Source organism: Nereida sp. MMG025, from assembly GCF_021654165.1.
Lineage (GTDB): Bacteria > Pseudomonadota > Alphaproteobacteria > Rhodobacterales > Rhodobacteraceae > Nereida.
Map to the genome: position 1 here is coordinate 1 of NZ_JAKFZN010000024.1, position 2067 is coordinate 2067.

The 2067-nt window shown below is 49.2% G+C and carries 2 protein-coding genes; both read left to right on the forward strand.

The features are described from left to right. The first annotated feature begins 399 nt into the window (after positions 1-399). On the forward strand, positions 400-975 hold the full coding sequence (locus L1065_RS15620; protein WP_237096443.1) for a hypothetical protein: 576 nt from the start codon (positions 400-402) through the stop codon (positions 973-975). Between the two features lie 24 nt (positions 976-999). Then, on the forward strand, positions 1000-1893 hold the full coding sequence (locus L1065_RS15625) for a hypothetical protein (RefSeq protein WP_237096444.1): 894 nt from the start codon (positions 1000-1002) through the stop codon (positions 1891-1893). Positions 1894-2067: the final 174 nt, after the last annotated feature.

Below are 2067 nucleotides of genomic sequence, written 5' to 3' on the forward strand. Positions count from 1 at the left end.
TACGGTCGACCGATCAATGATGATCTCGCGCTCTGCAAGAAGATCCACTACGTCCTGATAGGACAGCGGATAGCGCAGATACCACCGCACGGCACAAAGGATGATATCACATGGAAACGATGATGCTTGAACGGTGACTTACGCGGCATGATCGACCTCAAAAGCACAACCGTGGCCAAAGTCCTCGGTTAATGCAACAGTCCCCCCGGTGATGCGCAGAGTTGATTTAACGACTTAAAGCGTCCATTTACGGTTCGTCAGTATCGCATCACAATTGATGGACCTGATGGCCAACCTCAGGAGCTTACGGTTGACGCACGCTGGGCAACTTACCAAGTGGAAAAGTGTGGTAACCATGAGTGCTCAGTGCATGAAGACAAATCTAGGTCAAAGGCTCCGTTGGCGGATGGTATCAACCCTTCCAAGGTGATACTTAATACGTCAACGGGGGCACACGCGTGTTTAATTTTGGATGCAAAGTCCTCTAAGGCTTCCGAGCGGAATTCTCTTTATGGCGTTCGCGACAATGATTTTGGCTTCTGGGATTGGGTCCGTCGACGGCCGCGCCCCGCGCCACGTCGGCCGAACCCACGTCGTATGCTTGTAGATAGTGCTGACACAGTTCTCGACACATTGCAGGTACTAATGGGAGAGAATGGTGAGTTGACAGATCAATTGTCCGCCCAGTCGAACGATCCGCAAATCATTGAAGATACACCGGATGACGATTCATCTCCTTTTGCTGATGAAAGAGATGAAACCGATAGTGCGCATCGTGCGGTTCGATTTAATCAAATTGCCCAGATGATGGAATATGAACGTGCGTGTTGTATTGAAAGCGATATTGTTCCGTTTACCAAGTATCTTATCATTGTTGAGCGGCCATTTATGGTTGAGTATTTTCGTTCAATTCTAACCCCAAACGGGATAGTCGTGCGGTCCGCGTATGGAACGGGTGAGACATGGGCTCCGTGATGATCATATGCAAAGGACAGAGCTATGATTTTTGTAACCGCTGACGGTCTTTCGCTCGACTATTTTGTCGATTGGCTGAACCAGCAGACTGATGCGGATAATCCCCGTGCAAGAATTATCGTAAAAAATGTTGTCGTAGACCAACGAGTTGAAATATCAGCACAACCCGATCCGGGTCGCTTTTTACTACAGGCCGATAGGCTCGAAGATGAACTTCTGGTTGCCCGCGAGATGTCTCTGTTTCTTCAATCAGCTGTGCATGTGTATGTAATTGAGGACGAAACCTATCTGCGTTTAGTCATGAGCGCGCCGACCGGGAACGACGTTCATGTTTCTCAAGATTTAGACATGTTCATTCAAGCTGCATTTACGGTTCTCGGCCGATCGCAGCTAGAAGAACCGGATGACTTTATACACGATCAACTCCTTGATTGGGCAGTGCAATGGCTTCAGTCGCGGGGACACAAAAATCACCTGGGATTTGCCAGTTTTGATCGACACAGATTGATTGTTCATGCGCAACGACGATCGAGCTACTTAGCCTTACCAAGTGCGCTATCGGGAGAGTTGGGCGTCGAAAATAATCGTCCACATGCAATCGGCCTTGCGCACCCAAAGTTTGCCGCGTCTCTTGAACAAAAAGAGTCACTGGAAGACGGAACGCAAACCTACATGGGCTTTGTTTATTTTTTCGATCAGCCAGAGTGGCGCGAAATTTCAAGCGCAGACATCGCACTGCAAAAACTGAACAATCTGATGCGCTTGTGCCAACCTGAAACTCCTTGGATTGCCAGCGACATCCAAAATCGAACAGTTGGACTGACTGAGGAAGGTGGCGCATGGATCGATATGTGGGAATGGCTTGAAACCAAAGCTGTCTTATCCCGTGAATTTTATTCCCTACCCGATGATATTTAGGAAAGGCAGGTTTAATGGCTGATATTCCCAAACCCCACACGGACGAAGACGGCTATGAGCTGTCCGACTATCCACGCCATCCTGGACAACAGCACGCATCGGGATGGTCCCCTCGCGAACTGGCTCGGGTTGTCGGTGCGAAAGTCGTGTCAATTTCACCCGATGTGTGCCTGA

What these genes read in the sequence shown, in the direction of transcription:
- L1065_RS15625 (WP_237096444.1), top strand. Translation starts at nt 1,000, where the DNA reads ATGATTTTTGTAACCGCTGACGGTCTTTCGCTCGACTATTTTGTCGAT.